At 44.1% G+C, this 26,820-nt stretch carries 22 protein-coding genes; 13 read left to right on the top strand and 9 right to left on the bottom strand.

Annotation, left to right across the window (positions count from 1 at the left end; genetic code table 11):
* Positions 1 to 66: 66 nt before the first annotated feature.
* The 3 genes from AM279_RS10915 to AM279_RS10905 form a co-directional block, all read right to left on the bottom strand.
* The gene (locus tag AM279_RS10915; protein ID WP_082344214.1) at positions 67 to 2,049 is read right to left on the bottom strand and encodes a T9SS type A sorting domain-containing protein; all 1,983 of its coding nucleotides are present in this window, start codon (positions 2,047 to 2,049) and stop codon (positions 67 to 69) included.
* A gap of 250 nt (positions 2,050 to 2,299) precedes the next feature.
* Positions 2,300 to 4,462, bottom strand: coding sequence for a TonB-dependent receptor (locus AM279_RS10910; RefSeq protein ID WP_054408037.1), 2,163 nt, complete (start codon positions 4,460 to 4,462; stop codon positions 2,300 to 2,302).
* 462 nt (positions 4,463 to 4,924) lie between these two features.
* On the bottom strand, positions 4,925 to 6,196 hold the full coding sequence (locus AM279_RS10905) for a PQQ-dependent sugar dehydrogenase (RefSeq protein ID WP_054408035.1): 1,272 nt from the start codon (positions 6,194 to 6,196) through the stop codon (positions 4,925 to 4,927).
* A gap of 320 nt (positions 6,197 to 6,516) precedes the next feature.
* Here AM279_RS10905 and hpt point away from each other — a divergent pair, with 320 nt between their 5' ends.
* The 4 genes from hpt to AM279_RS10885 all read left to right on the top strand — a co-directional run bounded on the left by hpt (position 6,517) and on the right by AM279_RS10885 (position 10,502).
* Positions 6,517 to 7,047, top strand: a complete 531-nt coding sequence (gene hpt, locus AM279_RS10900; protein WP_054408033.1) for a hypoxanthine phosphoribosyltransferase — start codon at positions 6,517 to 6,519, stop codon at positions 7,045 to 7,047.
* A gap of 25 nt (positions 7,048 to 7,072) precedes the next feature.
* Positions 7,073 to 7,645 (top strand): adenylate kinase, encoded by a 573-nt coding sequence (locus AM279_RS10895; RefSeq protein WP_054408031.1) that lies wholly within the window; start codon positions 7,073 to 7,075, stop codon positions 7,643 to 7,645.
* 15 nt (positions 7,646 to 7,660) lie between these two features.
* Complete coding sequence (locus AM279_RS10890) at positions 7,661 to 8,941, top strand: hemolysin family protein (RefSeq protein WP_074961354.1); 1,281 nt, start codon at positions 7,661 to 7,663, stop codon at positions 8,939 to 8,941.
* A 322-nt stretch (positions 8,942 to 9,263) separates the two neighbouring features.
* Positions 9,264 to 10,502 (top strand): cation:dicarboxylate symporter family transporter, encoded by a 1,239-nt coding sequence (locus AM279_RS10885; RefSeq protein WP_054408027.1) that lies wholly within the window; start codon positions 9,264 to 9,266, stop codon positions 10,500 to 10,502.
* Positions 10,503 to 10,517: 15 nt separating this feature from the next.
* Here the strand turns inward: AM279_RS10885 and AM279_RS10880 are convergent, their stop codons facing one another.
* The gene (locus AM279_RS10880; RefSeq protein WP_054408025.1) at positions 10,518 to 11,003 is read right to left on the bottom strand and encodes a hypothetical protein; all 486 of its coding nucleotides are present in this window, start codon (positions 11,001 to 11,003) and stop codon (positions 10,518 to 10,520) included.
* Between the two features lie 539 nt (positions 11,004 to 11,542).
* On the opposite strand from AM279_RS10880, the gene AM279_RS10875 reads away from it, so the two are divergent.
* Together AM279_RS10875 and AM279_RS10870 are read left to right on the top strand one after the other, a co-directional pair.
* Positions 11,543 to 12,451, top strand: coding sequence for an alpha/beta hydrolase (locus AM279_RS10875; protein WP_054408024.1), 909 nt, complete (start codon positions 11,543 to 11,545; stop codon positions 12,449 to 12,451).
* Positions 12,452 to 12,869: 418 nt separating this feature from the next.
* Complete coding sequence (locus tag AM279_RS10870) at positions 12,870 to 14,294, top strand: glycosyltransferase family 2 protein (RefSeq protein ID WP_082344213.1); 1,425 nt, start codon at positions 12,870 to 12,872, stop codon at positions 14,292 to 14,294.
* 74 nt (positions 14,295 to 14,368) lie between these two features.
* Here AM279_RS10870 and AM279_RS10865 read toward each other — a convergent pair whose 3' ends face one another.
* The 3 genes from AM279_RS10865 to AM279_RS10855 all read right to left on the bottom strand — a co-directional run bounded on the left by AM279_RS10865 (position 14,369) and on the right by AM279_RS10855 (position 18,034).
* Entirely contained in the window at positions 14,369 to 15,103 is a 735-nt protein-coding gene (locus tag AM279_RS10865) for an MBL fold metallo-hydrolase (protein WP_054408023.1), read from the bottom strand.
* A 79-nt stretch (positions 15,104 to 15,182) separates the two neighbouring features.
* Positions 15,183 to 16,217 carry a YncE family protein gene (locus AM279_RS10860; RefSeq protein WP_054408022.1) on the bottom strand — a complete coding sequence of 345 codons (1,035 nt, stop codon included), beginning with the start codon at positions 16,215 to 16,217 and terminating at the stop codon, positions 15,183 to 15,185.
* 80 nt (positions 16,218 to 16,297) lie between these two features.
* Positions 16,298 to 18,034: a tetratricopeptide repeat protein gene (locus AM279_RS10855; protein WP_160316444.1), complete on the bottom strand. Its 1,737-nt coding sequence runs from the start codon at positions 18,032 to 18,034 to the stop codon at positions 16,298 to 16,300.
* Positions 18,035 to 18,432: 398 nt separating this feature from the next.
* On the opposite strand from AM279_RS10855, the gene obgE reads away from it, so the two are divergent.
* From obgE to AM279_RS10835, 4 genes are all read left to right on the top strand, one after another.
* Positions 18,433 to 19,446 (top strand): GTPase ObgE, encoded by a 1,014-nt coding sequence (obgE, locus tag AM279_RS10850; protein WP_054408018.1) that lies wholly within the window; start codon positions 18,433 to 18,435, stop codon positions 19,444 to 19,446.
* Positions 19,447 to 19,667: 221 nt separating this feature from the next.
* The gene (locus AM279_RS10845) at positions 19,668 to 20,108 is read left to right on the top strand and encodes a hypothetical protein (protein WP_054408016.1); all 441 of its coding nucleotides are present in this window, start codon (positions 19,668 to 19,670) and stop codon (positions 20,106 to 20,108) included.
* Between the two features lie 85 nt (positions 20,109 to 20,193).
* Positions 20,194 to 20,652 (top strand): septal ring lytic transglycosylase RlpA family protein, encoded by a 459-nt coding sequence (locus tag AM279_RS10840; protein WP_074961375.1) that lies wholly within the window; start codon positions 20,194 to 20,196, stop codon positions 20,650 to 20,652.
* Between the two features lie 2 nt (positions 20,653 to 20,654).
* Positions 20,655 to 21,047: a septal ring lytic transglycosylase RlpA family protein gene (locus tag AM279_RS10835; protein ID WP_054408013.1), complete on the top strand. Its 393-nt coding sequence runs from the start codon at positions 20,655 to 20,657 to the stop codon at positions 21,045 to 21,047.
* Positions 21,048 to 21,210: 163 nt separating this feature from the next.
* Here the strand turns inward: AM279_RS10835 and AM279_RS20635 are convergent, their stop codons facing one another.
* Positions 21,211 to 21,861 carry a DUF1573 domain-containing protein gene (locus tag AM279_RS20635; protein WP_074961358.1) on the bottom strand — a complete coding sequence of 217 codons (651 nt, stop codon included), beginning with the start codon at positions 21,859 to 21,861 and terminating at the stop codon, positions 21,211 to 21,213.
* A 243-nt stretch (positions 21,862 to 22,104) separates the two neighbouring features.
* Entirely contained in the window at positions 22,105 to 22,560 is a 456-nt protein-coding gene (locus tag AM279_RS10825) for a DUF1573 domain-containing protein (protein WP_054408011.1), read from the bottom strand.
* A gap of 179 nt (positions 22,561 to 22,739) precedes the next feature.
* On the opposite strand from AM279_RS10825, the gene AM279_RS10820 reads away from it, so the two are divergent.
* From AM279_RS10820 to AM279_RS10810, 3 genes are all read left to right on the top strand, one after another.
* Positions 22,740 to 24,017 (top strand): sensor histidine kinase, encoded by a 1,278-nt coding sequence (locus tag AM279_RS10820; RefSeq protein ID WP_054408009.1) that lies wholly within the window; start codon positions 22,740 to 22,742, stop codon positions 24,015 to 24,017.
* A complete protein-coding gene (locus AM279_RS10815) occupies positions 24,014 to 24,694 on the top strand; it encodes a response regulator transcription factor (RefSeq protein ID WP_054408008.1) in 681 nt (226 codons plus the stop codon). Before AM279_RS10820 ends, AM279_RS10815 begins: the two co-directional genes overlap by 4 nt.
* A gap of 114 nt (positions 24,695 to 24,808) precedes the next feature.
* Positions 24,809 to 26,809: an LTA synthase family protein gene (locus AM279_RS10810; protein ID WP_054408006.1), complete on the top strand. Its 2,001-nt coding sequence runs from the start codon at positions 24,809 to 24,811 to the stop codon at positions 26,807 to 26,809.
* Positions 26,810 to 26,820: the final 11 nt, after the last annotated feature.

The following is a 26,820-nucleotide window of genomic DNA, read 5'->3' as shown; positions in this document are numbered from 1 at the left end:
ACATAAAAAAATCGCCCGAAATAACTTCCGGGCGACTTCCTCTTTTTAACTAAACTCAAAATTACACTATTGTTTTATAAACATTTTGCTGGTTTGTGCACCTTGGCTGCTCACCCTGATGATGTAGCTGCCCTGTGCCAGTGCCTGTATGTTTATAGATGGTGTTGCGCCTGTAAGGTTACCGCTTAAAAGGGTTTTGCCGGTAACATCTATAATGGTGTAGCTTTCTAATACCGCCCCGTTTGGTGCACTAAGGTTAAGCGTGGTGTTAGCCGGGTTAGGATATACGGTAAAGGCATTTTCTGCCGGGTTGTCTATACCTGTTGTACACTCAGGGTCTAAGCCCACGGTAAAGCTTGGCAGCGTCATTTCAAAATCAGGGCATACCTCCGGAGAGCCTACCACATAATATTCGCCCGGTTCTACAATTACATAAGTAGTTTCGGTAGCACCCTCAATAGGTTCGCCGTCTTTATACCATTGTACAATGGTGTAAGGCAAAGCCACAGTGTTACTTACCGAAGCCGCATCGCCACACAGCAAAAATGCGCCGGTCAGCGGGTCGGTACTTACCTGGCCGCTTGTAGTGTGTGTTACCATAAGGCCTGCAAAAACATGACTGTCTATAAGCAGTATGTTGCTGTAGTAGGTTTCGCCATCAAGGGTAACTACCAGCCTTATTTCTTTGGCAGCATACTCATACTGGCCGTATGTAAAACCGGCTTCGGTAGCGCCTTCAATATCAGTAAATTCTTCTTCGTCTCCTGGGTTGTAATCCCTTACCTGCCATTGGTAGCTGTCATATACCATATTATTAATAGTACCGGCAGTACCTTCGCCGTCAGGGCACAGCATGGTGTCGCCGCCAATAACAGGGCCGTCCTGGTTAGGGGCGCAGTCAGGGTTATTTATTACATTAAACGGAATAGACGTACTGGTGCTGGTAGGGCAAATTGCCGGTGCAGCCACCACATAATATTCGCCGGGTGCAGTAATAAGGTACGTAGTGCTTGTAGCACCTTCTATAGGCTCGCCGTCTTTATACCATTGTACTATAGTATACGGGCTGGCCACGCTGTTTGTAATGGTGTCGCCTTCGCAAATAAGCATATTGCCGTTGCTGTCTATATCCGGAATCTGTCCGTCAGCCGAATGCGCAACCGTAAGCCCTGTCCATGCATGGCCGTCAATAAAGAGCTCGTTGCTGTAATAAGTTTCGCTGTCAAGGGTAACTTTAACCCTTATGTGCGTAACCGAATATTCATACTGGCCGTATGTAAATGTTTCTTCGGTAGCACCTTCAATATCGGCAAACTCGTCTTCGCCATAGGCCTTAACCTGCCATTGATAGGTATCATATTCAGTTTCGTTGGTTACTTCGGCTGTACCATCGGCACCCGGGCACAGCATGGTGTCGCCCTCTATAACAGGGTCTAAATCAAGCGGTGCACAGGTAGGGTTGTATACCACCACAACCGGTAGGGTGTTGCTTGCAGAACCGGGACATTCTGACGGTGCGGTAGTGGCATGGTACGTGCCGGGCTCGGTAATGGTATAGGTAGCCGTATTTGCACCCGCAATAGGCGTATTGTCTTTAAACCACTGCACGTTGCCGCCATTCATTACAGAATTAACAACCGTGTCTCCGGGGCAAATAACATAGTTGCCCGTTTCAGGGTCAAACGCTGCACTGCCTGTAGTTTCGGTGCTAAAAAAAGGGGGTAAAAATGTCAGGCTGTTTATAAACAGCTCGTTACTGTAAAAGGTTTCGCCGTTTTGGCTAACCTGACACCTTATGTGGGTAACACTGTAGGTATACTGGTCATACGTAAAGGTAGACGATGTAGCGCCCGCTATGTTGGCAAAAGTGCTTTCGCCATAGGCTTTTACCTGCCACTGGTAGCTGTCGTAGGGCACAATGCCCTGAACCATAGCGGTACCGGTGCCGTTAGGGCAAAGCATTTCGTCGCCCGTAATAACTGCCTGTTGCTGCGCAAAACACGTGGCCATACAGGAAATCCAAAAACAAATAAGTAGATAAATTCTCATAAGTAGTTTTTCTTTTGTTAGCAATAATTTAAAAGTAGTTTATTAATTTATTGATAGATGAAGATAAACCGTTATAGTTGCTTACAAACTTTTGCTTTTTTGTGATATTACGTGTTAAAGTATTGAGGATTGGGTGCTAAGGGTGTGTAAAAGTTTATAATTATAACTTTATGGAACTTTTAGGGCATGATTTCTTTCGCAAACAACGTTCAAACAACCCGCAACTCCCAACCCTCAACTAAGTCATAACCTAAAACGCATAGCTAACCCCCACATTGCCATAATAATTTACCGGCAGGCCTGGATAGTAATAGCGGGGTTGTGCACCGTTAAAGCCCGTGGCGTTTACCAGTACCATGCTGGCATAATGGGTGTTGGCAATATTGTTTATGCCCACCGAAAGGCTAAACGTAAGTGCATCATGATTGTTTATGCCGTACGTTTTGTTCCACCCCGCTTTAGCGTTAAGCAGGTTGTAGCTATCGGCATACGCCGAATTGGCATCATTCATGGGTATCTGGTCTACATAATAATAATCAGCACTGACGTACAGTCCGTACGGCATATTGAAGGTAAACCCGCCATTTATCTTGTTTTTGGGTACGCCCGTAAGTTCCTTGCCGCTGTAGTCTACATCATTATTTACAAATTCTTTAAACTCATACTGTCCTATAGAGGCCGCGGTATAAGGGGTAAGCCGCCAGTCTCCGGCTATTGAGAGGCTATACCTTAGTGAGGCCTCAATACCGCGGTGCAGGGTTTTACCGGCGTTAATACCTACATATTGGTCGTCGCCCACGCGCTGTGCTACCAATAGGTTGTTAACCTGCATGGTGTACAGGCTTACTTCTACATACAGCCTTTCATCTTTTAAGATGTTTGCCTTGTAGCCCACCTCAAAATTATAGCCGCTTTCGGGTTTTATATTGGGGTTAATAGTGCCATCGGGTGTAAGGGTTTCTTCTATGGCGGGCATAGAAAAACCACGGCTGGCCGAGGCATATAGCGTTCCGCTGCCTATGTTGTACATAATTGCTGCCTGCGGTGCCCAAATACCATTGTAGCTATAATCTTCAGATGATGCGCTCCCGGCAGGAAAGGTGTTATCAAGCCCAAACTGTGTTTTGTTGTAATTAATCCCTAACTGTAACTGCAAGCCCCAAATCATTTCGAGCCGCGCCTGTGCAAATGCATTTATAAAGTTACGTTTCTGTTCGCTGCCCGTAAGGCGGCTACCCTGCAACGTGCCGTTACCGTTGTTGTCTTGGTACAGATTCTGGAAGGTGCCGCCGGTAAAGCCATCGTTAAAATATTCTGCCCCGGCTATAAAAAACAGCTGCGATGTACCCACATCAAAAAAGCCCTTAAACTGTGTGCGGGCACCCCAGGCGGTATTGTTTTGCGTAAGGATGTCAAACGGCCTTGGCTCATAATTCTCCTTTCCGCTTATGAACAACGATGTGGCGTTTTGCACGGTTCCGGCCACGTTCCAGTCATACCCCACCCCACCCATGTAAGACGTGTAGCGTTCAAAACCCTTGCTGGCGGCCCATGTAGGCGCTGCGGCTTGTGGGGTATTATTGAAACTATCGAGCGTAACCGAACTGGGTATGTAAGCTTTCATATACATATGGTTGCCAAAGTAGGTCAGCGTGCCGGTTTTAGTAATTTTTACATTCCCTGCCAGGGTAATTCCCTCGCGGTTGTAAGCGCTGTTTTTGCGCCAGCCATCGGTTTTCAGGTTGTGGTAGCCTATGCTTATAAGCGCTTTTTTTGAGGCATAGCTATAAGTAGCGGTGTTTTTAAGCATACCGAAAGAACCGTGCGTAGTGCTTGTGCGGGCACGGCTTCCGCTAAGGGCTGCGTTATACTGCGGCTCTATTAATATGGCACCGCCCAGCCCTGCGCCATACACGCTGCTTTGCGGGCCTTTTATAACCTCAACACGGCGCATCATTTCGAGGTCAATATCTTCAATGGTGGTTTCGCTGTCGCCCGATGTAAGGGGTATGTTGCCGTAAAACGCCCGTATTTTATTTGTGCCATAAGGCGTGCGTGCCCCAATGCCACGAATGGAAATACGGTTGGTATTAATACCGCCGCTTTGCATAAGCACACCGGGCAGGGTATTGAGCACAGGGCTTATATCGGTAGTATTGTTGCGTTGCAGGTCTTTTGTGGTAAGCACACTTATGGCATTTGGCGCATCGGTTACATTGCCGTTAACATGGTAGCTGCTGATGCTGAGTTCATCAAGATAATCTAAAAAGTCAGGCTCACGCAGCACCTGCACGCTATCGCGCGTTTGCTTCTTTACATACTTCATTTGCGGGACTATATTATAAAGGGTATCCTGCGCAAAGGCCACAGCGGTAAATAATATAAAAAGGCAGGTAAGTAGTTGTTTAGGCATTTTAATTTTGTTGGATGTTTATGTTTTTCGTGAGGTTTTACAATTGTAATACAGTTAATGTTCCGCCTGCGTGAGGATTCCCTTCCTGCGGACTATCGTGTGCACACATTTTCAATTAATTTTAAAACACAAAGACACAAAGAACACAAGGAAATACAACCATCAAGTTTACAAAGGTTTGTGAACTAAATTATAAAAATACTGTAGCTCCCTTTGTGATCATTGTGTCTTTGTGTTTTAAAAAATTCTACATTCGTATTAGTATGTTGTAAAACAATTGATTATGTTTTTTGTGTGTTTGTAATTCATAAAACTTCCAATATTTCTGTCCATACAATAGTTCGGAAGAGAAGAATACCACTCACACCCTTTAAGCGCCCCTAAAAATAAAGAAAAAATCCTACGGCATTGCACCGCAGGATTTTCCAAAAAAAATTATTACAGCAAAGTGAAAAAACTTTCTTATTTATTTGGTGTTACCTTCCACAGCGTGTTACCGCTATCATCATTAACCAGTAGCGAACCGTCGTTCATAACCGTAACATCTACCGGGCGGCCGTATGCTTTGGCCTTGCTTTCATCGGCAATAAAGCCGGTTAAAAAATCTTCGGGCTGGCCGGGTTTGCCTGCATTAAACGGAATAAACAACACTTTGTAGCCTACCAGCCTGCTGCTGTTCCATGAGCCGTGCTGACCCACAAACGCCCCGTTTTTATACTTTTCAGGAAAGGTTTTACCGGTGTAAAAAGCCAACCCTAATGATGCCGTGTGGCTGCCCACAGGCACATCGGGTACTATAGATTTGGCCACAAGGTCTTTGCCCTGGCCTTTCTTGCGCGGGTCTTCAATCTTCCCAAAGTAAGAATACGGCCATCCGTAAAAGCCACCGGGCTTAACACTGGTTATATAGTCGGGCACCAGCTCATCGCCCAGTTCGTCGCGTTCGTTAACGGCTGTCCACAGCTCTTTAGTGGCGGGGTTCCAGTCCATGCCCACGGGGTTACGCAGGCCACTGGCATAAATGCGTTCGCCGCTACCATCGGGGTTTACTTCAAGAATATTGGCACGGCGTACTTCGTTTTCCATACCGTGCTCGGCCACGTTGCTGCCACTGCCTACTGATATGTATATCTTAGAACCATCGGCATTGGCAATCAGGTTGCGTGTCCAGTGGTTGTTGTAGCCCCCAGCCGGAAGCTCTACAATTTTCTGGCCCTGGCCGGTAAGTTTGGTATCGCCGGGCTTGTAGGGGTAGCGGTACAGCCCGTCGGTATTGGCTACATAAAAATAATCTTTCAATACCAGTACCCCAAAAGGCTGGTTGAGCTTTTCGGCAAAAACGGTACGGGTTTCAAATGTGCCATCTTTATCTGCATCCCGAAAAAGCGTAATGCGGTCGGCACTGCTGGCGGTGTTGCTTTCCACCACAAAAATATCGCCGTTAGGGGCTATGTAGGTATTGCGTGGGTTTTTAAGGTCGCCCGCAAATTTGGTAACGGTAAACCCGGCCGGTGCTTTAGGGGTATTGGTGCCCCAGTCGGCCATGCCATTGCGGTTGGTAACGCTTTCTGTTACAAACGGTGCGGGCAGTGTTAGCGGACCTATGGCGGTTTCAACCGTGGTGCTGCCTTCGGCTTTGGCCTCCTCTTTCTCTTCTTTGGTAACTTTCTTTTGGGTGCAGGCTGTAAGGCTTAAAAGCAGCGCCATACCCGGAATAAATAAATTTTTCTTCATGCTTTAACGTTGTTTATGCGGCGTTACTTTCGGTGTTAACCACTTCATCTTCCTGTGGGGAGGTAACCGCACCGGTAAATGCGGTAAAACTCATAAGCAGTGCCATGCCCGGCATATATTGGTTTCTGTTCATAATTTGCAAGGTGTTTAATTTTTAAGTACACCCAATTTACGCCGCAATACTCATAAGGTTTTGCTAACTACCTGAACATTAGCTTATATTTAACGTTCATAAAAATATTACAAAATAACACTATGCTTATAATGTGCTGTGCTACAATTAGTATATTTGCAAATTATACACTATTCAGTAAACAAAGGTGATACAGCTTCACGACAAACATTTTGTTCCGTTCATTTCAGCCCAGGACATTGGCGCTGCTCTCGAACGCATGGCCAAAGAGGCCGAGGCCGACCTTGACGGTGAGGTTCCCGTCTTTATAGGCGTTTTAAACGGCGCCTTTATGGTAGTATCAGACTTTGTTAAACACTACACCAAACCCTGCGAAATAAGCTTTGTAAAATTAGCCAGCTATGAGGGCACCGAAAGTACCGGTGCCGTCAAACAGCTTATTGGCCTTAGCCAAAGCCTTGAAGGCCGCACCGTGGTGGTTATAGAAGATATTGTAGATACCGGCCATACCGTGGCAGAGCTGGTTAAAATGTTTAAAGCCCAAAAGGTAAAGCAACTAAAAATTGCTACTCTTTTCTTTAAGCCCGAAGCCTACACTCAAAACATAGCCCTTGATTATATAGGGTTTGAAATACCCAATAAATTTATTGTGGGCTACGGCCTTGATTATGACGGGCTGGGCCGCAACCTGCCCGAAGTATACCAACTGCACAGTTAATTCAACACACTCATTATATATACAAATGAAAAATATAGTTCTTTTCGGAAAGCCCGGCGCGGGCAAAGGCACACAGGCTGAGTTTTTAAAAACACGCTACAACCTTACCCACATATCTACCGGCGATGTTTTCCGTTTTAATTTGCAGAATGATACACCACTGGGCCGCGAAGCCCGCACCTTTATGGATGCAGGGCAGCTGGTGCCCGATGCACTTACCATTAAAATGCTTCAGGATGAGGTAGAAAAACACCCCGGCACCGCAGGCTTTTTGTTTGACGGATTTCCGCGTACCGTTGCACAGGCCGAAGCGCTTGACGCATTTCTTATTACCAAAGCGTGGCAGGTAAATGCTGTTGTGGGCCTTGAGGCAGATGACGATATTCTTGTGGCACGCCTTTTAGAGCGTGGCAAAACCAGCGGCCGTGCCGATGACCAGGATGAAACGCTTATTCGCAAACGCTACCAGGAATACAACGAAAAAACCGCCCCGCTTATAGAATTTTACTCTAAACAGGGTAAGTATTATGCGGTAGACGGTATAGGGTCAATCGCCGAGATAACCGAGAGGTTAGGCCTGGTGATAGACAAGCTCTAACTTAAACCACACCAATTGGAAATAGCAATAATATTATTCCTTATTATTTTAAACGGCGTTTTCTCGATGAGCGAAATCGCCTTAATATCGGCGCGTAAAAACCGCCTTGAAGCCGCTGCCAAAAAAGGCAACGCCGCAGCGCAAACCGCGCTCGACCTGGCCAATGCGCCAAACAAATTCCTTAGTACTGTACAAATAGGCATTACCCTGATAGGTATTTTAACGGGTATCTATTCGGGTGATAAAGTAACCGATGACGTACAGGTATATGTAGAAAACTTTGAGGCCTTAAAGCCGTATGCCAACCAGATTGCCGTGGGCATTGTGGTGGTTATACTAACATTCTTCTCGCTTGTTTTAGGAGAGCTATTGCCTAAAAGGGTGGGGCTTACCTACCCTGAAAGCATTGCCAAGCTGGTGGCGCTGCCCATGAAGTACATCTCCATAATAACCGCGCCGTTTATATGGCTGCTTACCGCAAGTACAGACGGGCTTATGAAGATTTTCAACATACGCCCAACGGCCGATGGCAAGGTTACCGAAGAAGAAATCAAGGCCATTATTAAAGAAGGTACCGAAGGCGGCGAGGTTCAGGAAATTGAGCACGACATTATGGAGCGCGTGTTCCATATTGGCGACCGTAAGGTGAATTCGCTCATGACGCACCGCAAGAGCGTTAGCTACCTGTCTTCTAATTTTGATAAAGAACGTACCCGCGAGGTAATGCTCGAAGAACTGCACTCGGTATATCCCGTAGTGGCCGAAGGCAATAACCTTGACGATGTTACCGGCATTGTACTGCTTAAAGATATTTTTGCCAATTTTGAAAGGGAAAATTTCAGCCTTAGCGAAATTATAAAAGAGCCGGTGTACATGATTGAGCACACAAGCGCCTACAAAGCACTGGAAATATTTAAGCAAACCAAGGTACACTATGCGCTGGTAACCGATGAGTATGGCGTGTTTCAGGGTATGATTACCCTAAACGACATCCTGGAGGCGCTGGTGGGCGATGCATCTGATTTTTATGAAGATGAGTTTCAGCTTGTGGCGCACCCCGATGGTACCTGGATGGTAGACGGCCATTACCCGCTGCACGACTTCCTTACGTATTTTGACCTCGATGAGCTTACTACAGATTATGAAGTAACCACCGTAAGTGGCCTTATAATGACTGAGCTGAGCTACATACCCAAAGTGGGCGAAAAGCTGGCCTGGAACCTGTATGAACTTGAGGTTGTGGAAATGGATGGCGTAAAGATTAACAAGGTTAAAGTGCGCTCGCTAAAAGAATAGTTCAGGATTAAGCTCCGGCTTGAGTAAAGCTATTCCCTCTTGAGTGAGGTTAGGGGTGTGTTTTACCATAAACATATAAAAACCGCCGGGCATTGCCCGGCGGTTTTTTGTTTGTATAAAAGCGGGGCTTATTCCGCAGATGGTTAAAAATTATAGTGATAAAATGCTTAGGCAAAGAATTACAAAGAAGGTGCAAAGCTTGGCAAAGTTAAAAGGTAATCCCCTAAAATCTTTGTGTAGGTTTGTTTGCGCTTCCTTTGCAAAATAATCCTAAATAACCTGAAATAAAAATCATTACCTTGCCACCACTATAACGTTACAGATGGATACACAACAGTGGCAGCCGGGCCGTGTGCCGCGGTTTTTCCTGGGGCTTATTACCAACCTTACCTTTTGGGTGCTTATTGCCATAACGGCGGGCATACTGCTGGGGCACTACCGGCCTGATGTGGCGGTTAACCTTGATAAGGTAGGCAAAGGGTTTATAGAGCTTATTAAGATATTTATAGGCCCTATAATTTTTCTGACTATAGTATTGGGCATAAGCGGCATGGGCGACCTGCGCAAGGTGGGGCGCATAGGCATTAAGGCGCTTGTGTATTTTGAGGTGGTTACCACCTTTGCCCTTGCCATAGGTGTGGGCGTGGCCTACCTGCTAAAACCCGGCAGTATAGACCGCGCATCGCTGCAAATGCAAAACCCCGCCGAAGCCATTAGTAAAGGTAAGGAGTTTAGCTGGGTGCAGTTTTTTATGGATAACTTTACGCTGCAGGTGCTGGTGGCAGCCATTGTGGTGGGCATAGCGCTCAATTACTACAAAAAACGCGAAGTGATGGTGGGTTACCTCTACACCGCCAGCAGCTATGTTTTTAAGGCGCTTAAGTTGGTTATGTACCTGGCGCCTGTTGGAGCATTTGGCGCTATGGCCGCTACGGTGGGTAAATTTGGCCTGCACACGCTGGTGCCGCTGGGCAAGCTTATGATAAGCGTATACATAACCATGGTGCTGTTTATCTTCCTTATTTTGGGCAGTATAATGCGGTATTACAAACTGCCGCTGCTCAAATTTTTAAAATACATAAAAGCCGAGCTTATCATTATTTTAGGCACATCATCAAGCGAGAGTGCGCTGCCCAACCTTATGGAAAAACTGCAAAAGGCCGGTTGTAGCAAGTCGGTTGTGGGGTTGGTGGTGCCTACGGGGTATTCGTTTAACCTGGATGGCACGAGCATTTACCTGAGCATGTCGGTTATATTCCTGGCGCAGCTGTATAACGTGCAGCTTAGCTTTGGGGAGGTGCTAACCATTATAGGCCTGCTCATGATTACCAGCAAGGGTGCTGCGGGGGTTAGCGGCAGCGGGTTTGCCGTGCTGGCCAGTACGCTTACGGTGGTGCATAAAATACCCGTTGAGGGGCTGGCGTTTTTACTAGGCGTTGACAAGTTTATGAGCGAAGCCCGAGCCATTACCAACTTTATAGGCAACGGCATTGCCACAATGGTAATTGCCAAAAGCGAGGGCGAGGTTGTGGATGTTGAGGGGGCTATTGAAGCCGAATAGCGGGCTTTATGCCCGTTAATGTACACAATAATGCTCCGTTAGCTTTAAACCGTCAGTGCCATAATCAAAAAACCATATCGAAAACTCTTCAGGTTTAAACCTCACAAAATCATCAGTTACCCATTCTTTATAAGTGAATTGCCGGGTAGTTTTGGCTTTAACAAAATGCTTTCCTACAAAAATGTTGTCATTATAAACATCTATAATACAGATCCTGTCACCTACCATAAAATAGCCGTGGCATTTTGGGGTATGTCCGGTTATGGGGTACCACCCTATGTGCACGTTATAAGTTCCACCTTGGTCAAATTCTCCCGAAAGCTGGAAAACATAATCGCCCTTCAGGCACGATGTATCGGCCAGGAGCACGTTGTTCAGGGTTTGGTTAAAAATGCTGTCGGTGCAGGTGTAAAGCGGCAGGTTAAACGTTTTTGTAACCTGTCTTTGGCAAAAGCCACTAATGGCAAAGCCTAAAAAGAAAACGAAGGCTAATATTTTCATGTTAAGAGGGATTTTTATATATAACGTATACGTTATTTCAATATTACTAAAAAAACTAATCCGTAATAATCTTACCGAAACCCTATTGCCAAAACGCACCAACTACTTCTCTCAAACGTTTTAGAAACTTTAATACCTCATATTGCCCGACAAATACTACATTTCCACTAAAACGATGTAGTGAAAAAATGAATAAAACATTACCTTTTATTTAACATATTTCAGGTTGCAATGCGATTCTTTCTTAAAAGAAAGGTGTAACTGCCCCACTATTGAATTTTTGCGAAAAATAGCGGTTCAATTTTTAAGATGCACTATTTTTATTAGCTTTGAAATGTTGTTAAAGCAAGAATTTTTACAGCATATTGTAGGGCAATTAACACTGCAAGTACAAACAAACAACTTTCTTCTTTTTTTGGGAAAAAAAGCTCATGTATTTTATATATGGGCTTTTTTGTTTTTGGCCGTTTCGTATATTTAAATATACAGCAAAAGTGTAAAACGCTACATTTGTAACGCTAAAACCAAACACATATATAATGAAACTAAAATCCCACGCTTGTATAGCCTTCGCCCTTATGCTATCATTATCAGCCACAGCCCAGCAAAAAGAACCCATACCACTTTACAGTACCATACCCAACAGCAAGCCTGCCCCGGCCGATTATAAAGAGGAAAATAAAGATGGCCTTTTAAGCAAGGTAATAACGCCTACGTTGCTGCCTTACTTCCCCGAAAAAGGCAAGGCAAACGGAGCAGCCGTGATTATCTGCCCGGGTGGCGGCTACCAGTTTCTGGCCTATAACCATGAGGGGAAAGACGTAGCCAAACGCTTTGCCGAAAACGGCGTTACCGCTTTTGTGCTTAAATACCGCCTGCCCAGCGACAAGATAATGACCGACCGTTCTATTGGCCCGCTACAGGATGCACAGCGCGCCCTGCAACTGGTGCACGAAAATGCCGCCAAGTGGGGTATAGACCCGGCTAAAATTGGCATACTGGGCTTCTCGGCAGGAGGGCACCTGGCCGCAACAGCCACTACGCATTATAACACACCGGTAATCCCCGTAACCGACAGCCTGAGCGTTAAGCCTGATTTCTCAGTGCTGGTGTACCCGGTTATCAGCATGGGCCAGTTTACGCATGCCGGCAGTAAAGATAACCTTATAGGTAAAGGTGCCTCACAAAAAACAGTTGATGCCTTTAGTAACGAAAAGCAGGTTAAGCCCGATATGTGCCCTACGTTTATAGTGCACTCTCAGGATGATGATATTGTGCCCGTACAAAACGCTATTTTGTTTTACCAGGCCATGGTAGATAATAAGGTAAAAGGCGTGCTGGATACCTACCAGAGCGGCGGCCACGGCTATGGCATGAACAACCGCACCACTACCGAAGACTGGTTTGAAAACTGTATAAAATGGCTGAAGCAGAATAAAGTGATGTAAGTAACATCCTTCAAATACCCACAAAAAGCTGACCCCAAACGGTCGGCTTTTTTCTTTTAAGGGGGTATTGGGTCAAAAACTTTTGTTAATCCGGCAGGCATATTGCCCTGATGTAGTTAAATGATGTTAATAATAGTGCATTAGGTATGTACTATTATTGCCAAAACGCTGTGAAAAAGATTTTTGCATACCCAAAACGGCCCATTTTCTTGTAGAAACAATAAATAATTGGGGAATTTCAGGCCGGGGTGGGGAAAATTCCCCAAGAAAAATTTTGTTAAAATTATGTAATGCGTTGATTATGTGTGGTTAAGGTGTTTTGGTATGGTGGTTGTCTTTTCTGGTATGGGATATTAGGCGTTTTTCCATAACCCTATTCCTTCCACCTTACTGAATAATAACATTTACGCCACACAAAATGGAAGCAAACATCACTACAACACGCCAGATGCCGCTGGTTGCCAAAGCAGCCCCGGTTACAAAAACCAAGGCACCTGTGCAAGAACCGGAAAACAAACCAAGCAGTTTAAAAACATCAAGGATTATTATCCTTTTCGCTACATTTATAATGATGCTTACAGGGGGCTTTTTAGTATACCTGCTGCAGCCACAATTTGAGCAACTGCATCTTGAACGTATGCAAAGCACATGGGGCTTTTACTTTATAGTATTCTCTATGGCACTTTTGGGCTACAAACTGCTGTACTTTTTATTTAATGTGGTGCAGTATTTCAGGTACAAACCTGTTGAATCGGTAACCGACCAGGAGCTGCCTACCTGTACCGTAATTGTACCTGCTTATAACGAAGGCCACCTGGTATATGATACCCTTTTAAGCCTTGTAGCCAGCGATTACCCGGCCGAAAAACTGCAAATTCTTGTTTTTGACGACGGTAGTAAAGATGATACCTGGGACTGGATGAAGAAAGCCAAAGCCGCTTTGGGCGATAGGGTTTCTATATACCAGCAGCCTAAAAACATGGGTAAGCGCCATGCATTGTACCGTGGCTTTAAAATGGGTAGCGGCGATGTATTTGTTACTGTAGACAGCGACTCGGTTGTAAAAGCAGATACACTACGCAACCTGGTTAGCCCGTTTGTTGTAAACGAAAACTGTGGTGCCGTAGCCGGAAACGTGCTAGTGCTAAACAATGACAAGGCTATTATACCTAAAATGCTAAATGTAAGCTTTGTATTGAGTTTTGAGTTTATGCGTAGTGCACAAAGTGCCATGGGTTCTGTACTGTGTACTCCCGGAGCGCTTTCTGCTTACCGCCGTGAGGCCGTGTTTAACTGCCTTGAAGACTGGATTAACCAAACCTTTAACGGCCAGCCAAGCGATATTGGCGAAGACCGTGCCATGACCAATATGATCATGAAACAAGGTTACCACATATTGTTCCAGCGTAACTCTTATGTGCTTACTAACGTGCCTGAAAAATACAAAGGCCTTTACAAAATGTTTATCCGTTGGGGCAGGAGCAACGTGCGCGAAAACCTGATGATGGCTAAGTTTGTATTTAAAAAATTCAGGCCGGAGGCATCAAGGTTTGGTACAAGGTTAATATTCTTCGACCAGTCGCTAAATATGCTGCTTACCTATCCATTACTGCTGCTTATGCTGGTAATGATTGTAATGCACCCGCTGTTGTTTATTAGTTCTGCATTGTTCGGTATACTGCTGGCTTCAAGCTTTAGTGTATTCTTCTATGCAAAAAGATATAACCTGTCTGAATCGCTTTGGGCCTATTCATACAGCTTCCTGTTTACCTTCGGGCTATTCTGGATAACACCTTATGCCATTGCAACCGCCAGCAGGCGAGGATGGCTAACCAGGGGATAATACAATGCCCCTGATTCATACAACAACGATTAATTAAAAAGTGAAAACGTCCCGTACATAGTGCGGGACGTTTTTTATTGGTTCAGGTTGATGATGCTGTGTGTGTCATGATACAGCAGCACCTGCCAGTTTTCATCTTTAGCCTGTTGTTCCCATTTTACGCGGTCTTCCATGGCTTTTTTGCCGTTATAATCGGTTTTATACGCAATGTGGAATTTAAGGTACGCACGCTGCGGCAGGTTGTCGGCACCATAAAAGGCTGTTGTGGAGTTGTCTTTAATCCAAAACACCTGGTGGTAGGGCGAGTGCCCGCCGGTAACCTCCCAGGTAATGTATTCGTTAAAACGGCCGGTATCTTCATCCATCAGCTTTATATTGGGGAGGCTTTCCAGTTGCTTCAGCACGTTTATGTCAAACGAATGGCTTTCCTTTTGCGTAAGCGCATATTCCATTTCACGTTGCTGGTACCATATTTCGGCGTTTGGGAAATTCTGAATGAAGTTATCGCCATCAAAATAGCCCAGCCCGTCTATATGGTCTTTGTGCAGGTGGCTCAGCAGTATGGTTTTAATGTCAGATGGGTTGTAGCCCGCCTCTTCAATCAGTTTGATAATAACCGGTTTACCGTTTTTCATAATGTCCAGCCCGGCATCAATAAGCATAAGGCCAGTGGGCAGGTCAATTAAAAACGGACAAATGGCCATAGTCAGGTAGCCTTTTTCGCCGGGTTGCATGGGGGTGTTTTTCGGGGTAAAAACCTTCTCTTTACTCACGCGGAACACACCATATTGTAGGGGGATAATCTTCATAATTCTTCGGCTGCAGCCTTTGTTGTTTCTTCTTATTTGTGAAAGGTAAAGTTACAACAATATTAGCGGCCTCCCTAATCTACTGCTGCACCGCCCATTCTAAACCATCGGGCCTGCCGCCAATGTTTAATTTTCCAACTTCGGTAAATGTGTTGAGGTCTATAACACTTATATAGTCATTGGGCGAGCACGACACAAACAGCCTGTTGTTTACAGAGTCCATTAGCAACCCTGCTCCCTGCCCGGTAGTAAGGCGGCGGGCTTCTTTGCGGGTTTGGGTATCAAAAAACACCAGCGCGCCGGTTTTTACGCTCACTACGGCGGCATATTTGCCATCGGGTGTAAACTTCAGGCGGTGGGCGCCGTCAATTTTTGAATCGATTGTAGTGCTCACTTTCTTAGCAGCAATGTCTACAATAGAAATTACTCCGGCAGGTGTAACCGTCCACAATTCGTTACCATTAGGGGTTACATCAAAACCTTCAGCGCCTATGCCTACGTTGATTAGTGTTTGTACCCAGTCCCAGTGCGGTTTTGCGCCGGGCGGTAATTTACCTGTTGGCGGAAGGGTAGGCTCAAGCAGTTTATTCTCAAAAATACTCACCGTGCCTGATTGTACATTGGTGGTGTAAAATACCTTACCATCTGCCGAAAGCTGTATAAGATGGGTAACGTCCTGCCCGGTGCCCATGGCCCAGTCTGTTTTTTGGGTGGCAATATCATAGCGTGCCACGGCTTTGCTGCCCTGTGCGGTAAACCATAGTTTACCATCGCGCAGCACCATGCCGTGCGGCCCTAAAAACTGGGTGGTATCTATGTTGGGCAAAGCTTTTTGGTTAACCAGGTCAACCACGTTTATTTCGTGCAGGTCGCTGTTGCCCGGGTTAGATACATAGGCGGTTTTGCCATCGGGCGATATCACTACTTCATGCGGGTTAGGGCCTACAGGAACGGTTGCCAGTACCTGCAATGTTTGTGGGTCTACTATAGATAATGTGCGGCTGGTTTTGCTTACACCCACAAGGGTGCGTTTAGGTAAGGTGATTTGCGCAGTGGCGGCAAAAGAGAACAAGCAAAATGTAGCAACACAAAGGGTAGTAACTTTATAAAACATAAAAGCAGGTAATTTATAGTGTAAAATTACCTGCTTTGTGGTGTGTATATGGATTTTAAATGACCAACGCAATTGGTCAGTTAGCCCAGGTTTTCAAGAACGGCATTAAGATCGTCCTCTTCGTTAAGTTCCATTTTTTTACGGATACGGTAACGTTTAGAAATCACGCTCTCGTAAGAAATGTACAGTAATGAGCCTATTTCTTTATTACTCAGGTTTAGCCTTAGTAACGAACAGAAATCAACCTCGCTTTTAGAAAGCGATGGATACTGGTCTGACAGGCGTACTTTAAAATCAGGGTGCAGCTGTGTAAAGCGCAGGTCAAAATAATCCCAGAAACCGTCTTCGGCAATAACCTTGTTTATTTCATTTTTACATTCGGTTAATGATGTAATTTTCTTTTGGTCTACCTGTGCCACAATATTTTGAAGGCTATCATTATACTTAGCCATTTTAAGCGATATAGAAATCATTTCCCGCTCCTTTTCCTCAATCATTGTTTTTTGGCTTTCGGCCTTTTGGCGCACCAGCTCTTCCTGTTCGGTAAGCAGTGCTGCCTGCGCTTCAATGGTTTTTAGCTTTTGCTTGCTCAGTTTATTCTTAAGCCATATACTGCGGAATAAGAATACCTTGCCAACGGCAAAAAAGGCTACAAGAATCCAGATAAGGGCGTTTATCTTCTTGTCGTCATCCATTTCCTTTTTCAGGCTCTTGTTTTTTTCTTCTTCAACCTGTGTGCGGTATTTTGCCAGCGCACCATACATATCCTGGCCATTATTAACCTGGCGCAAAGAGTCGCATAACTCTAAAGATGTTGCCAGTGCAGCATAAGCCTCGTTTTGCAGGCCTGCTTTTTTAAACAGTTCGGCAGCGGCACGCTCATATTCAAAGCGCGCCTGTGTAAAGCTGCGTTTATACATGGGCGACTGCTTAAACTTTTGGCACAATATAACTGCCTTGCCATAATCGGCAGGGTTGTTTATAAGCTTAATGTAATCGCTTAATATAAGGATAAGGTGTTTGGACTGCATTTCAAAAAATATGTTGCAGGCCTTTTCATAATAGCCCAGTGCTGCGGCTTTATTGCCTGTGCTTTTTTCTACATTGCCCAGGCGCGAATAAAACGCACCGGCAATTTCCCTGTCAGCAGAAGCCTCTGCATCGGGCAGGTGTTTTAAAAGCAGTTCACGGGCTTCCTCGCCTTTATTTAGCTCGATAAGGCACTCGGTATAATTAAGCAGTGTAGAAATATACGGGCGGCTTTGTTTGTTTTCGGCCTTGTCAAGATAATTTTTGTACAATTCTGCTGCTACCTCATAGTTGTTAGACATAAGGTATACATTAGCCAGTTCGCCCTTGGTTTCTGCGGCAAATAAAACATTATTGTATTTTTCGTAACCCGAAATTGCCTTCTGAAGTAAACTTATTGCTTTTTCGGTGTCGTCTTTATACAGGTAGGCGTTACCCATAATGCGCCATGCTGTAGCCTCATAAAGCGGATTTTTTGCAGTATTAAGTTTTAGAGCCTTGTTGCAGTCGTCGAGTGCACCGCCCAAATTGCCTGTACGGTTGTAAGAAAGGGCGCGGTTTAGCAGTATGGCAATGGTTGTATTGCCTTCGGCTTTGTCAAGCGCATTGCTGTAGGCGGCTACGGCTTCTTCTGGTTTACCGGTTTGCTCAAGGTAAATACCTTTAAGGTTTAGTGCAAAAGCGTTTTGTGATTTTTGTTCAGACAGCGCTTTTTGTGTCTGTTCGGCTGTGGCATATTCATATTTAAGCCATCCGTTTTGCTGGGCAAAAGCGGCCTGGATAAACATAAAAAGCACATAAAAATAAAGTCTGGTAGTTTTACTGTGCAGGGACATTTATAATAAAGTGTTAATCAGGGCGCAATATATAAAAAAAATCCCTGCTCTATGGGGGAGAAGCAGGGAGTATAAACGGTATTCTTTAGGGGATAAATTCGAAATGAAAAGATGGTTAGCTTCCATCTTGTATTATACAAATTTACTGGGTATGAGTTGGCAAGCCTAATTTTTTGTATAGATTTACTATAGATGTGTTGGTAAAAACCTACTAAAAATGCTTGATATTGCATAGATGAGGCGTGCAGATGTGCTGCTTAAAAACAACCTTAAAACTCAAGTGTGCTGAGTGCCTTTACTTTAAATAAAAAGGCGTACTTTTGCACACTTTAAACTTTGAACCTAAAGCAATGACAGAAGGAAATTTTGTAGATTATGTAAAGATATATGTGTCCTCAGGAAAAGGGGGTAAGGGGTCTACACACCTGCACAGGGAAAAGTTTATTGAAAAAGGTGGCCCCGATGGTGGCGATGGCGGCCGCGGAGGCCACGTGTTCCTTGTGGGTAATAAAAGCCTGTGGACGCTTTTTCACCTTAAGTTTGCACGCCATATTAAGGCAGGCCACGGTGGCGATGGCGGTAGCTCGCGCAGTACCGGGGCTGATGGTGAAGATAAATTTATAGAAGTGCCGCTGGGTACTGTGGTTAAAGACCACGAAACCGGCGAGGTAATTTTTGAAATTACAGAGCACGGCCAGAAAGAAATACTGGTTAAGGGTGGTAAAGGTGGCCTGGGTAACTGGCATTTCCGTACGTCTACAAACCAAACCCCACGCTATTCCCAGCCGGGTATGCCTATTGAAGAGCGCGACGTGCTGCTGGAACTTAAGGTTCTGGCCGATGTGGGCCTTGTGGGCTTCCCTAACGCAGGTAAAAGTACCTTATTAAGTGTACTTACTTCGGCTAAGCCAAAAATTGCCGACTATCCGTTTACTACGCTTAAGCCCAACCTGGGTATTGTGGCTTACCGTGATTTCCAGAGTTTTGTAATTGCCGATATTCCCGGTATTATAGAGGGTGCGGCAGAAGGCAAGGGGCTTGGACACTACTTTTTGCGCCATATAGAACGTAACAGTACACTGCTGTTTCTTATTCCGGCGGATGCCGATGATATTAAGGAACAGTATGATATATTAATTGATGAGCTGCGCCGCTACAACCCTGAACTGCTGGATAAAGACAGGATTATTGCCATATCTAAAACCGATATGCTTGATGATGAACTTAAGGTAGAAATGAAAGCGGAACTGGATAAGCAGTTTAACGGCACTCCTTATTTATTTATATCATCGGTAGCGCAACAGGGCTTGACCGAGCTTAAAGACAAGCTTTGGGCCATGCTTAATACTCCTGCGGTAGAGTAATTGTTAATAAGATTTTGTTTTTGAAACATTCTTACATTTGTTTGCTAAAAAATAGATATCTGTTTAAATCTTTTGCAGGAACATTGGCAAAACCCTATTTATTGCCAATCAAATATTGAAAATCAGTTATCTGGAATGAATATAAAGAACGCACTAACATTTTATTAGTGCGTTTTTTTGTACATACATCCTTATATTTGCCTTCCAACAAAACAAAAACTATGTACGAGGCGGTTTTAGATCTGCATTCTTATTGGGCTTACGGAGTATTGGTATTTTTACTTCTTGCCATTTTAAATTCATTCGTGGGGCTTTCGGCTAAAAGGCCGTTTATTCACCGCGACAGGCAAATTGCCATGATTGCACTAATCTTTAGCCATGTACAGTTTGTGTTGGGCTTGCTAACGCTTTTTACAGGGCCTTATTTTAAAGCTGCCAAAGCGGGTGGCATGGGCGCTGTAATGAAAGACAGTACACTTAGGCTTTTTATGGTAGAGCACCCAGTTATCAATTTAATAGCTATTGTTCTTATAACAATAGGGTGGTCTAAGCACAAAAGGGCCGGCGAAAGCGAGCGCAAATTTAAAAGCATTGCCATTTTTTACCTTATAGGTTTAGTATTGTTGCTGAGCCGTATACCATATAGCCAATGGTTTAACTAAGAGGTAATTGTAAAGGCTTTTCGTAAGCCTTTGTTCTTGGGTGGCATGCTCTTTGTAAATAAGTATGGACTTAAAAAAATATATTATGAAGAATAGTATTATGGTTTTCAGTACCGCAGTTTTGTTATGTATTATAACAGGATTTACAACCGGCAGTGTTGCCCCGGTAAAAATTGCCAAAGCACCTTTAGCTATTGCTAAAGATTCTACCGAAACAAACGAGGCTGAAGACCCTAAGCTTACACTTTATAAAGAAGATGTAATGGCTACTTATTATGCCGATAAGTTTAACGGACGTAAAACAAGTAGTGGCGAAAAGTTTCATAACAGTAAATATACTGCTGCCCACATGAAACTGCCTTTTGGCACCATGGTGCGCGTTACAAACCCTAAAACAGGCAAGTTTGTAGATGTTAAAGTTAACGACCGTGGCCCCTTTAGTAAAAAACTGGAAATAGACCTTACCAAAAAAGCATTTCAGGAAATTGCCCCTAAAGGCAGTGGGAGCTTTAAATGCAAAATCGAAATTATAGAGAAAGCATAAGTATGGCAAAACGCATTTTAGCAATGTGCCTTTTAACCATAGCTATAGGCTGTGGCAGTGCAAACCACATTGGCTCATCAGGTTCGAAAGGTTTTACAAGCTATTCTAAATCGGCCAAGGCGTGTTATTATGCCGATAAGTACAACGGCAATAAAACCGCAAACGGCGAAACCTTTAGCAACAGCAAATATACCGCCGCGCATAAAAAGCTTGCTTTTGGTACCCGTGTTAAGGTTACCAATAAGGCAAACGGAAAATCGGTTATTGTAACCATAAACGACCGCGGGCCTTTTTCAGGTGGATTTGATATAGACCTTACCAAAAAAGCCTTCATGGAAATTTCAGACAATAAAAACTCCGGCAGTATGGATGTATCGCTGGAGGTGGCGAAGTAAGCCTCTTAGCTGCTAAGCTTCTGAGCTACTTAGCAAGAAAGCTGTAGAGAGCTGAAACAATTTAAGAGTTCTAATAATTACATAAAAAAGAGCGCCAAACAAATTTATGTTCGGCGCTCTTTTTTTGCTTAGAAGCTAAGCGGCTCAGCAGCTCAGTAGCTTTTTATTTCGCTTTTGCTGGTGCAGCAGGGATTTTTATAACCTGGCCCGGCTCAATAATCTTAGCATCAGAAATAATATCTCTGTTAGCCTGGTATATAATGTCATATTTCTTATTGTCGCCATAGTATTTACCGGCAAGCAGAGAAAGGCTTTCTCCTTTGGCTACAGTGTGTGTAATAGTTGCAGGCTTAACGTTTACCGGTTTTGCATTTTTAGCAGTAGGTGCAGCAACGGCAGCCGGTACAGCAGAACCTTCAGGGGTGTTTACCTTACCTTTAATATAAAGTGTTTTAGGCTGGGCGTTATCGTTAGTGCTAACGGTAAGTGTTTTTGTAAACTGGCCCGGGTTGTGTGCGTTGTAGGTAGCGGTAACGGTACCTGTTTCGCCCGGTTTAACCTCTGTTTTAGTATAGTTTGTGGCAGTACATCCGCAAGATGGTTTTACACCGTTAATGGTAATGGCGTGGTCTGACGTGTTGGTAAACGTAAACTCATACGATACCGGTTTGTCTTTCTCAATATCGCCAAAGCTGTGAGTGTCTTCCTTAAAGGTAAGTCCCATAGGTTTTTGCTCAGTAGCTTCCTGGGCAACAGCACCGGCGCTGATAAAAAAGGCTACCGCTGCAAAAAGTGAAATTTTCAATGCTTTCATAATTAATTTAATTAGTTTATTAATAACCGGATTAACGTAGGTTGTTATTCGCAAATATATTTAGTAAATCGCAGCAATTTGTTAAGCGACTTCAAAGTCTTGTTAATGATGTGTTAATGCTTTTGCCAAAAGCCTGCGCATCAAATATACTAACCATTATGCACAGGCACAAATTTTATTGGTTAAACTAAAAAAGGCATCCTGCGGTTACAAGATGCCTTTTCGTAATTAATACCTTAAAATTTAGTTTTGAGGCGCAGGTGCAGCAACATCTACTACCTTACCTTTTATGTAAAGGGTTTTGGTAGCCTCAGTATCGTTAGTGCTCACGGTAAGGGTTTTAGTAAAAGAACCCGGGTTGTGTGCATTATATGTAGCCGTTACGCTTCCAGACTCGCCCGGTTTAATAGGGGTTTTAGTATAGTTAGTAGCTGTACAGCCGCAAGATGGCTTAACGCCCGAAATAACTATAGTTTTGTCTGATGTGTTTTTAAATGTAAACTCGTGCGATACCGGTTTGTCTTTAGTAATATCGCCAAAGTTGTGTGTATCTTCTTTAAAGCTAATGCCAGATGGCTGTTGTACAGCAGCAGTAGTGGCAGCAGCAGCCGGTGCGGCAACCGCTTTTCTTTCTTGTGCAGATGTGTTAACAGCAAAGAAAAGTGCTGCGGCAAACAGAGAAATTTTTAGTGTCTTCATAATTGTATTCAGTAAGTTACTTTTAAATTCGGTGTGTTATGTAGGGCAAATATAATGCCTTAGCTTGTTTTATAGTGTTAAACAGCATAATGTTGTTTGTTAATGAGGTGTTAATGCCTTGCAACAGAGCATTTTTATACTGTTGCCGGCGTTAAAAATAATCGCATACATTTGCAGTAATGAAGCTAAACAGGCTAAATATAATTGTATTTACAGGATTTGTGGCCATTGTGGGCGTGCTTGCCATGCAGCTGGTTACGCTAAGCCGTGCCTACACGTTTGAGAAGAAGGAAACGGCAGATAAAATACACTTTGCCCTACAGGATGTGGTTACCAAAATTTATAACGATAACCACAGCGAGCTCCCTGCCGAAAGCCCCATTAAAAAGGTAGCCGAAGACTATTATGTGGTAAACGTTAACGATGTTTTTGAGCAGGATGTATTAGAATACTACCTTAAAAACGAGTTGCAAAAGGTTAAGCTTGATATGGATTATGAATATGCCATATACGACTGCGGCAGCAACTCAATGGTATATGGCGAATACATAGCCCAAAACGGCAGCCCCAAGCCCGATGGGCCTAAATGTGTAAACTGTTTTTCTACGCGCCCGGGGCTTATTTACTATTTTGCGGTGCGTTTCCCGGATATGGTGCATGCATACATCAGCTCCCTGCAACTGTACTGGATTTATACGGGTATACTGGTGCTGGTACTGGTTATTTATACCTATTCGGTTATTTTGCTGCTCAGGCAAAAAAAGTATACCGAGTTGCAAAAAGACTTCATTAATAACATGACGCATGAGTTTAAAACACCGCTGTCATCCATACTCATTGCGTCCAACTATGCCGCCAAGCAGGAGGCTATAGAAGCTAACCCCAAGCTGAGCAAGTACCTGGGGATAATTATAGAACAAAGCAACAAGCTCAACCATCATATTGAACGCATATTAAGCGTTGCCAAAACCGAAGAGGGTATAGTATCGTTACACAAAACACAGTTTAACCTTAACGATACGCTTCAGTTGCTTAAAGAAAATGTGCAGCTTAAGTTTGAAAATGCCACGGTTAGTATTCAGGACAGTAATGAAGGGTACAACATTGTGGCCGATGAATTCCACTTTTATAATATTGCCTACAACATTGTAGAGAACGCCGTTAAATATGGCGGAGCTTCGCCCCAAATAAACATTACAGTAGTTCCTGATAAAAATGGGCTGGTGCTGCAATTTACTGATAACGGGCCCGGTATTCCGCTGGAGCACCTTGATTTTATATTCGACCGTTTTTACCGTGTGCCGCGCGAAAACAAAAAAGAGGTAGAGGGCTTTGGCCTTGGCCTGTTTTATGTAAAGAAAATCTGCAGCCTGCACGGGTGGAAAATTTCGGTAAAAAATAATGAGCCGCAGGGCTTAAGCATAAGTATAACCATACCCAAACACAGCCTTGCATGAAAAAAAAGCTACTGTATGCCGAAGACGACAGCACCCTGGCATTTTTAACCGCCGATAACCTGGAGCAGCATTATGATGTGGTGCATTTTACCAATGGTGCCGATGCGCTTGAGGCGTTTAAAACCATGCATTTTGACCTGTGCATACTGGATGTTATGCTGCCGCAGATGGATGGTTTTGAACTGGCTGAAGAAATCAGGAAGCGCGATGTAGAGGTGCCCATTATTTTTCTTTCGGCTAAAACGCTTAAAGAAGACCGTATAAAAGGCCTTAAGCTGGGTGCCGACGATTATGTGGTAAAGCCTTACAGCATGGAAGAGCTTATCCTTAAAATTGAGGTGTTTTTACAGCGCAGCCAGAAATTGCCATCGGTTAAAAGTACTGTGTGCAGTATAGGTTCTTTTACGTTTGACCCCGATAATTATGCCGTGTTTAAAGGCGACGAAAAAATACAGCTTACCGAGCGGGAGGCTGCCCTCTTAAAGCTATTTATAGACAACAAAAATACCATACTAAAACGCGAAAAAATGCTTACCGCCCTGTGGGGGACAGATGACTATTTTATGGGCCGCAGTATGGATGTGTTTATATCGCGCCTGCGCAAAATTTTCCGTGAAGACGAGAGCATCCGTATAGAAAACATACCGCGTATTGGTTTTAAACTTGTAGCACCTTAGTATCTTACAGGTAACCGGTTAAAGTTAACAATTTGTTAATTTGAAATTAAAAAACCATTATCTTTGCCCTGCTAATGGCAAAGTTGTGTTTAAAAAGCTGTTGGCCACCACCTAATGAAATTACAGCTCAGTAGCAGGCTGGGCGTTATTGCTTTGCGCCTGCTGGTTGTTTATGTTGCTTATATGTTGTGCCGTATTGTGTTTTACAACTATAACAACAGCCTTATAGATCCTCTTGAACATACATCATCATGGAGCCTTATTCGTGGTAGTTTTATGTTTGATACCGTTTCAATAATTTACTCCAATATCCTTTTTATTGCATTGTCGCTCATACCCCTCCGCAGGGCAGAGGGCAGGCATTGGCAAAAAGCCGCATTTTGGGCATTCATGATTCCTAATGCATTAGGGCTTGCCATAAATGTAGCCGATATTTTTTATTTCCCCTTTAAGCAGGCGCGCATTGTACTGAGTGATTTTATACTGCTAAGTGAAATAAACGGCGGCATATTTGCCGATTTTGTGTCTGACTTTTGGTACGGATTCCTGTTTTATTTTGCTTTGTTGGCGCTGTTGTGGTTTGGCTACAAAGCTATAAAGCAGAAAGAAGCCAGGCAGCCTGCAACCAATCTGCGTTACTACACCATAGGTTGGGCATCGTTATCAGTAGCTGCAATTGTGCTGGTGTTTTTTGTAAGGGGTGCCACGTTCTCGTCATCGTCATATCCTATAAATATGAACGATGCCTTTTTGTACACCACAAACCCCACACATACATCGGTAATACTCAGCAACCCGTTTTGCCTGCTGCGCACCATTAGCCGCGCAAAAAAAATATCGTGTGAGCATTATTTTGACGACCAGGCAGCCCACCACATGGCGCCTACCACACACACCTGCACCGACTGGAATAACCACGATATAGACCGTAATACTAACGTAATGGTTATTATCCTGGAGAGCTTTGGCAAAGCACACATAAAAGGCCTTAGCGACCAGTTTAAGCCCGGGCAGGAAAGCAATACGCCGTTTATAGATTCGCTTATAGGTCAAAGCTATGTGTTTACCAACGCCTTCCAAAACGGGCGCCGATCGGTAGATGCGCTTCCGGCTATATGGGCAAGTATACCTTCTTTTAAAGACCACTTTTTGGCGCTGCCCAATGCCGTGGCGCAATATCATGCCCTGCCTGCCTGTATGGAAGAAATGGGTTACAGCACTGCGTTTTTTCACGGTGGGGTAAGGGAAACCATGGGGTTTGTATCGTTTGGCAAAACCGCAGGTATTGATGATTTTTACATGCGTGAAGAATATGAAGCCGAACACGGTACCGCCGATTTTGATGGCAAATGGGGCATTTGGGACCACAAGTTTATGCCTTTTGTGCACAGCAAGCTAAACACCATGCACCAAAAAGGGAAGCCGTTTTTTGCTACTTATTTCTCGCTATCGTCGCATCATCCGTATGCGCTGCCAAAGGAGATGGAGAACAAATTCAGCGAGGGTACCATGCCCATACACAAGGTTATTAAATACAGTGATTATGCCCTAAAGGAGTTTTTCAACAGTATTAAGAATGAACCGTGGTACAACAACACGCTGTTTGTTATTACGGCAGACCATAACAGTGGTGCCGATAGCAAAAAATTCAACAAGCAGCCCTATGAATACAGCATACCCATAATGTTCTTTAAGCCGGGCGGCAAATTTGTGGGTAAAGACGACCGCGTTATACAGCACATAGATGTTATGCCTACGCTGTTGGGCATGCTGGATTATAACCAGCCGTATTTTGCTTTTGGAACAGACCATTTTGACCCGGTAGCAGGTAAGAACCATTTTGCGCTGAACCATGCTAACGGGGTGTACAACTGTACCACTGATAAATATTGTTACTTTTTTAATGAAAAGGAAGTGATAGCCAAGTTTGCCTATAAAACAGACCCGTTATGCAAAAAGAAGCTGCCGCTTACCGCTGAAGATGACGATACCATAAACCGTATGAAGGCCTACCTGCAGGAATATGCATGGCACTTAAACAAGCGGGATTATGTGCCCGCAGGCAAACTAAACCTTGCTGTGCTTGACAACAAAAAGCAACGGCATTCAAGATAGAAACAAAAAAA

The organism is Flavobacterium akiainvivens, from assembly GCF_001278115.1.
Taxonomy (GTDB): domain Bacteria; phylum Bacteroidota; class Bacteroidia; order Flavobacteriales; family Flavobacteriaceae; genus Flavobacterium; species Flavobacterium akiainvivens.
Note: the sequence above shows the minus strand (reverse complement) of the source record. Positions and strands in the feature narration are given on the sequence as shown.

Coding starts and splice junctions, on each gene's coding strand:
- AM279_RS10915 (WP_082344214.1), bottom strand. CDS start 2,049: ATGAGAATTTATCTACTTATTTGTTTTTGGATTTCCTGTATGGCCACG.
- AM279_RS10910 (WP_054408037.1), bottom strand. CDS start 4,462: ATGCCTAAACAACTACTTACCTGCCTTTTTATATTATTTACCGCTGTG.
- AM279_RS10905 (WP_054408035.1), bottom strand. CDS start 6,196: ATGAAGAAAAATTTATTTATTCCGGGTATGGCGCTGCTTTTAAGCCTT.
- AM279_RS10895 (WP_054408031.1), top strand. CDS start 7,073: ATGAAAAATATAGTTCTTTTCGGAAAGCCCGGCGCGGGCAAAGGCACA.
- AM279_RS10885 (WP_054408027.1), top strand. CDS start 9,264: ATGGATACACAACAGTGGCAGCCGGGCCGTGTGCCGCGGTTTTTCCTG.
- AM279_RS10880 (WP_054408025.1), bottom strand. CDS start 11,003: ATGAAAATATTAGCCTTCGTTTTCTTTTTAGGCTTTGCCATTAGTGGC.
- AM279_RS10875 (WP_054408024.1), top strand. CDS start 11,543: ATGAAACTAAAATCCCACGCTTGTATAGCCTTCGCCCTTATGCTATCA.
- AM279_RS10870 (WP_082344213.1), top strand. CDS start 12,870: ATGGAAGCAAACATCACTACAACACGCCAGATGCCGCTGGTTGCCAAA.
- AM279_RS10865 (WP_054408023.1), bottom strand. CDS start 15,103: ATGAAGATTATCCCCCTACAATATGGTGTGTTCCGCGTGAGTAAAGAG.
- AM279_RS10860 (WP_054408022.1), bottom strand. CDS start 16,217: ATGTTTTATAAAGTTACTACCCTTTGTGTTGCTACATTTTGCTTGTTC.
- AM279_RS10855 (WP_160316444.1), bottom strand. CDS start 18,034: ATGTTTATCCAGGCCGCTTTTGCCCAGCAAAACGGATGGCTTAAATAT.
- obgE (WP_054408018.1), top strand. CDS start 18,433: ATGACAGAAGGAAATTTTGTAGATTATGTAAAGATATATGTGTCCTCA.
- AM279_RS10845 (WP_054408016.1), top strand. CDS start 19,668: ATGTACGAGGCGGTTTTAGATCTGCATTCTTATTGGGCTTACGGAGTA.
- AM279_RS10840 (WP_074961375.1), top strand. CDS start 20,194: ATGAAGAATAGTATTATGGTTTTCAGTACCGCAGTTTTGTTATGTATT.
- AM279_RS10835 (WP_054408013.1), top strand. CDS start 20,655: ATGGCAAAACGCATTTTAGCAATGTGCCTTTTAACCATAGCTATAGGC.
- AM279_RS20635 (WP_074961358.1), bottom strand. CDS start 21,861: ATGAAAGCATTGAAAATTTCACTTTTTGCAGCGGTAGCCTTTTTTATC.
- AM279_RS10825 (WP_054408011.1), bottom strand. CDS start 22,560: ATGAAGACACTAAAAATTTCTCTGTTTGCCGCAGCACTTTTCTTTGCT.
- AM279_RS10820 (WP_054408009.1), top strand. CDS start 22,740: ATGAAGCTAAACAGGCTAAATATAATTGTATTTACAGGATTTGTGGCC.
- AM279_RS10815 (WP_054408008.1), top strand. CDS start 24,014: ATGAAAAAAAAGCTACTGTATGCCGAAGACGACAGCACCCTGGCATTT.
- AM279_RS10810 (WP_054408006.1), top strand. CDS start 24,809: ATGAAATTACAGCTCAGTAGCAGGCTGGGCGTTATTGCTTTGCGCCTG.